Origin of the sequence: Azospirillum sp. TSO35-2 (assembly GCF_003116095.1) — a bacterium.
Lineage (GTDB): Bacteria > Pseudomonadota > Alphaproteobacteria > Azospirillales > Azospirillaceae > Azospirillum.
The window spans coordinates 8,341-14,066 of sequence record NZ_LGRA01000008.1 but is presented as its reverse complement, the minus strand read 5'-3'; the positions used below and the strand labels follow the sequence as shown (position 1 = coordinate 14,066).

Sequence of the window (5,726 nt, the reverse complement as noted above, 5' to 3'; positions counted from 1 at the left end):
GCCCGAAGCCAGCATCGTCACGCCGGCCGCGCCGGTGAAGACGATGTCGGTGGAAGCGCCGCCGGTCAGGGTGTCGACACCCGACACGGTGATCGTGTTCGGCGTGTCGCCGAGCGTGATCACGTCGTTGCCGGTACCACCCAGCAGTGTTTCGATGCCGCGGGTCAGCAGGGTGGAGCCGCCGCTGCCGGTGCTCACCACGTCGACGCCGGCACCGCCGATCAGCAGCTCGACATCGCTGCCCAGCGCCATGGTGGCGCCGGTGTCGCCTAGGATCACCCAGTCGCTGCCCGCGCCGCCCGACAGGGTGTCGATGCCACGGGTGATGACGGTGTTGCCCGCCGCACCCAGGGTCACGACGTCGGTGCCGCTGCCGCCGACCAGGAACTCGACGCCCGAGACCATCATCGTCACGCCGGCCGAACCGGTGACGACGACGTCGGTGTTGGCACCGCCGGTCAGGGTGTCGATGCCGGTCACCGTGATCGTGTTCGGCGTGTCGCCGAGCGTGATCACGTCGCTGCCGATGCCGCCCAGCAGCGTTTCGATGCCGCGGGTCAGCAGGGTGGAACCACCGCTGCCGATGCTCACCACATCGGTGCCGGCGCCGCCGACCAGGATTTCGACATCGCTCTGGACCGTCAGGCTGTTGCCGGTGTCGCCCAGGGACACGATGTCGGAACCCGCGCCACCGATCAGCGTCTCGATGCCGCGGACAACGCTGGTGTTGCCGACGGCACCCAGGGTCAGCACATCCGTGCCGGTCCCGCCGACCACGAAATCGGCGCCGGACACCGTCAGCGTCGCACCGGCCGAACCGGTGAGGATCACCTCGACGCCCGAACCGCCGATCAGCGTCTCGATGCCGATCACCAGCATGGTCGAGCCGGCGGTGCCGATCGTCACCACATCGGTGCCCGTTCCACCGATCAGCGTCTCGATGCCCGAGACGCTGAGGGTGCTGCCGACCGAGCCGAGGGTGATGAGATCGCTGCCCAGGCCGCCGTCGATCGTCTCGAACAGCGAGACGGCCGCGGTGTTGCCGATGTTGCCGAGCGTCAGCACGTCGACGCCGCCGTTGCCGATCAGCGTCTCGATGCCGCGCAGCAGCACGGTGTTGCCCGACGGGCCCAAGGTGACGATGTCGGTGCCGGTGCCGCCGATCAGGGTATCGATGCCCGACACCAGGATCGTCGAGCCGGCCGACCCGAGGAACACGAGTTCGGACGCCGTGCCCCCCAGCAGGGTTTCGAGCGCGTTCGCCACCAGCGTCGCGCCCTGCGTGCCGATGGTGACCACGTCGCTGCCGACCCCGCCGGTCAGCGTCTCGAGGGACGACACCGTCAGCGTGTTGCCGGCCGACCCAAGCGCGATGACGTCCAGGCCGGCGCCGCCGGTCAGCGTCTCAAGCGCGCTCACCAGCATGGTGGTGCCGGTATCGCCGATGGTGACCGCGTCGCTGCCGGCCCCGCCGGTCAGCGTTTCGACCCCGCGCAACAGCAGCGTGTTGCCGCCGGTGCCCAGCGCGACGACATCCTGACCGCTGCCGCCGATCAATATCTCGAGAGCCGACGCCAGCAGCGTGCTGCCGGCGGCGCCCAGGAAGACAAGATCGGAGCCCACCCCGCCGATGATGGTTTCAAGGGCGTTGGCCTGCACCGTGATGCCGGCCGACCCCAGCGTGATCAGGTCGGTGGCCGCCCCGCCGGTGACGGTCTCGATCGCCGACACCGACAGCGTGCCGCCCGCGGTGCCGAGCAGGATGGTGTCCAGCCCCGATCCGCCGATCAGCGTCTCCACCGCAGCGGTCGCCAGCGTGCTGCCACCCGTCCCGAGCATCACCACGTCCAGGCCGGCACCGCCCAGCAGCGTCTCAATCTGGGACGCCACCAGCGTGTTGCCGGCGTTGCCCAGCAGGATGGCATCGATGCCGGTACCGCCGGTGATCGTCTCGAACAGCGACACCGTCGCCGTGTTGCCGGTGTCGCCCAGCAGCAGCAGGTCGGTGCCGGCGCTGCCGGTCAGCGTCTCGATGCCGCGCAGCAGCACCGTGTTGCCGCCGTCGCCCAGCGTCACCGCGTCGTTGCCCGCCCCGCCGACCAGAACCTCCAGACCGGCGACCAGCAGCGTGTTGCCGGCCGAGCCGAGATAGACCACGTCCGTCCCGCTCGACCCGATCAGCGTCTCCAGACCGGCGACCAGCAGCGTGTTGCCGCTGGTGCCCGACACCCGGTTCATGTCCGCCGCGCTGTCGAAGCCGGCGGTGGCGAGCGTCACCACGTCCAGCCCGGCGCCGCCGGTCAGCGTCTCCAGCTGAGACGCCAGCAGCGTGTTGCCGCCGGCGCCCAGCGTGATGACGTCGAGCGCGAAGCCGCCCACCAGCGTTTCCAGGTTCGACGCCACCATGGTCGAGCCGCGGTTGCCGATGGTGATGGCGTCGAGGCCGGTACCGCCGGTCAGCGTCTCCAGCATGCGCAGCAGCGTCGTGTTGCCGCCGTCGCTGAGGGTGACGACGTCCGCCCCGGCGTTGCCGACCAGGATCTCCAGCCCGGCGATCAGCAGCGTCGAGCCGCCGCCCAGCTCGCCGATCATCGCCACGTCGCTGCCCGAGCTGCCGACCAGCGTTTCCAGCAGGTTGACGACAAAGGTGCCGCCACCGTCCGACAGATGGACGACGTCACGCCCGCTGTTGCCGGTGATCGACTCGATGGCGGTGATCCGCACCGTCGTGCCCGCGGTGCCCAGTGTCACCACGTCCAGACCGGCACCGCCGATCAGCGTTTCCACCGCAACGGTCACCAGCGTGCTGCCGCCGGACCCCAGCGTCACCACGTCCAGGCCGGCGCCACCCAGCAGCGTCTCGAGCTGAAGGACAAGCAGCGTGTTGCCGCTGCTGCCCAACGTGACGAGATCGTTGACCGTGCTGCCGATGATGGTTTCGAACAGCCCGATCTGCATCGGGCTGCCGTCACCGATCAGCGTCACCACGTCGGTGCCGCTGTTGCCGGTCAGCGTCTCGATGTTGCCCAGAGCCAGCGTGTTGCCGCCGGAGGCGAGGAAAATCGCATCATTGCCCGAGCCGCCGCTCAAGGTCTCGATGGACGAGACGAACAGCGTGTTGCCGGCGGTCCCCAGCCCGACCACGTCGGTCCCCTGGCCGCCCAGAAGGGTTTCCAGGATCGAGACGACCAGCGTGTTGCCGGTCTGCGCCAGGGTCACCGCGTCGCTGCCCACGCCGCCGGTCAGCGTCTCGATGCCACGGACGAGCAGCGTCGTGCCCGCCGAGCCCAGGGTCACGACGTCGTTGCCGGTGCTGCCGGTCAGCGTCTCCAGCAGGTCGACCCGCAGCGTGTTGCCGGCGCCGGCCAGCGTCACGACCTCCGTGCCGGCGGCGCCGGTCAGGGTTTCGAGGGCGCTGGCCAGCAGCGTGGAACCGGTGCTGGCCAGCACCAGCACGTCGGAGCCCTGTTCGCCGACGATGGTTTCGATCCCGGAGGCGAACAGCGTGCCCCCGCTGGTGCCCAGCGACAGCAGGTCGGTGCCGACGGTGCCGATGATGCTGTCGATCAGGTTCAGGACGAGCGTCGAACCGACCGTCCCGCCGAGCGTGACGGCGTCGATGCCGCTTGCGCCGAACAGGGTTTCCACCGCGGTGACGATCAGCGTGTTGCCGGCGGTGCCGAGCGTCACCACGTCGCTGCGGCTGCTGCCGGTCAACGTCTCCAGCGCCGAGACCAGGAGGGTGCCGCCGGCGGTGCCGATGGTGATGACGTCGGTGCCGACGCCGCCTTGCAGGGTGTCCAGCGCGTTGACGAGCATGGTGCTGCCGAACCCGCCGGCCAGCGACACCAGATCGACCGCCGTGTCGCCGGTGATCGTTTCGAACAGGCCGACCGCGACGGTGCTGCCGCCGGTTTCGAGCAGCAGGACATCGTTCCCCGCGGCGCCGATCAGCGTCTCGACCGACCGCTGGGCCAAGGTGTTGCCCTGGGTGTTGGCGAACACCACGACGTCGATGCCGGTCCCGCCCGTCAGCGTCTCGATGGCGGCGGTGTAGATGGTGCTGCCGGCATCCAGAAGCGTCACGACATCGGTGCCGACGCCACCCAGAAGCGTCTCGACCCCGCTGACCCGCAACGTTCCGCCCGCCGTGCCCAGCGTGATCGCGTCCGTTCCGCTGCCGCCGAGGAGCGTTTCGACCTCGGACAACAGCAGCGTCGTCCCGGTGGTCGGGGCGACGCTGATGAGATCCGTGCCGGCCGAGCCGATCAGGGTCTCCAGCGCGGAGATCTCGACCGTGTTGCCGGCGCTTCCCAGGGTGATGACGTCGGTGCCGGCGTTGCCGAGAATGGTGTTGTACTGCGCCAGCGTCACCGTCGTGCCGGCGGTGGTGGTGACCGGATAGACCAGCGACGGGGCGCTGGAATTGGTTACCGCCGCGTAGGTCAGCACCGCGTTGTTGGCGCTGCCGTCACGAATCGTGCTCGTGTTCAGCGTCAGGCCGTTGGCGACGGCCGTCACGCCGTCCGCATCCACATCGCCCGGCTGCACCGTGTAGGTGTAGGTCGCGGACGAGCCGGCGCTGTCCGCGAAGGTCGCCTGCCGGGTGGTGGTGCCGATGGTCAGGGCCAGGGTGGAATCCGTGCCCACGATGACCACGGTGTCGCTGAAGGTGACCTCGACCGAGATTTGCGAACCCAGCGCGAAGGGTCCGTCGCTGATGACCACGCCGGTCACCGACGGCGGCGTCGCACTGATGGTGATCAGCAGTCCCGACGAGGGACCGGAGGTGTTGCCGACCGAATTGATCTGGGTGGCGGTGAGCGTGTGTATGCCGTCGGCCAGCGAGGCGCCGGCGGTGATGGTCCACAACCCGTTGGCGTCCGCAACGGCGGTGCCCAGCGCGGTCGTGTCGTCGTACAGCACCACCGTGCTGTTGGCGTCGGCCGTGCCGACCAGCGCCGGCTGTCGCGCACCGGTCACCCGGTCGGTGTTGCTCCAGCCGGTGTCCGAGTCCGGGGTCAGCGCCAAGCCGGTCGGCGCGCCCGGCGCCGTCGTGTCGATGGTGACGGTCAGTCCGCTCGACGCCGTGGAGGTGTTGCCGGCGACGTCCACCGCGGTGGCGCTCAGCGTGTGCCCGCCGTTAACAAGGGTGGCGCTGGTGATCGACCACACCCCGCTGCCGTCGGCGGTGCCGGTGCCGAGAACGGTGGTGCCGTCGTAGAGCGTGACGACGCTGCTGGCTTCCGCCGTGCCGGTGACGGTCGGAGCCACCACGTTGGTGATGCGGTCGCTGCTGTTCGAGCCGCTGTCCGAACCCGACGCCAAGGCCAAGCCAATCGGCGCCGCGACCGTGGTGTCGATGGTGATCGCCAGCCCGGTGGAGGCGGTGGAGCTGTTGCCAGCGACGTCGACCGCCGTGGCGCTCAGCGTGTGCCCGCCTTCACCCAAGGTCGCGCTGGTGATCGACCACACACCGCTGCCGTTCGCCGTGCCGGTGCCGAGAACGGTGGTGCCGTCATACAAGGTGACGACGCTGCTGGCTTCCGCCGTGCCGGTGACGGACGGAGCCACCACGTTGGTGAGGCGGTCGCTGCTGTTCGAGCCGCTGTCCGAGCCCGACGCCAAGGCCAAACCAGTCGGCGCCGCAACTGTGGTGTCGATGGTGACCGCCAGTCCGCTGGACGCCGTGGAGGTGTTGCCGGCGACGTCCACCGCGGTGGCGC

General features: G+C 69.7%; 2 protein-coding genes. One reads left to right on the top strand and one right to left on the bottom strand.

Features of this window, described 5'->3' with window-relative positions:
- On the bottom strand, nucleotides 1–5,328 hold a 5,328-nt coding region (locus TSO352_RS01545), incomplete at its 3' end, for a calcium-binding protein (RefSeq protein ID WP_247871836.1).
- On the opposite strand from TSO352_RS01545, the gene TSO352_RS33755 reads away from it, so the two are divergent.
- Nucleotides 5,285–5,726: hypothetical protein (locus TSO352_RS33755; protein ID WP_247871835.1), on the top strand; the 442-nt coding region annotated here is incomplete at its 3' end. The genes TSO352_RS01545 and TSO352_RS33755 overlap by 44 nt on opposite strands.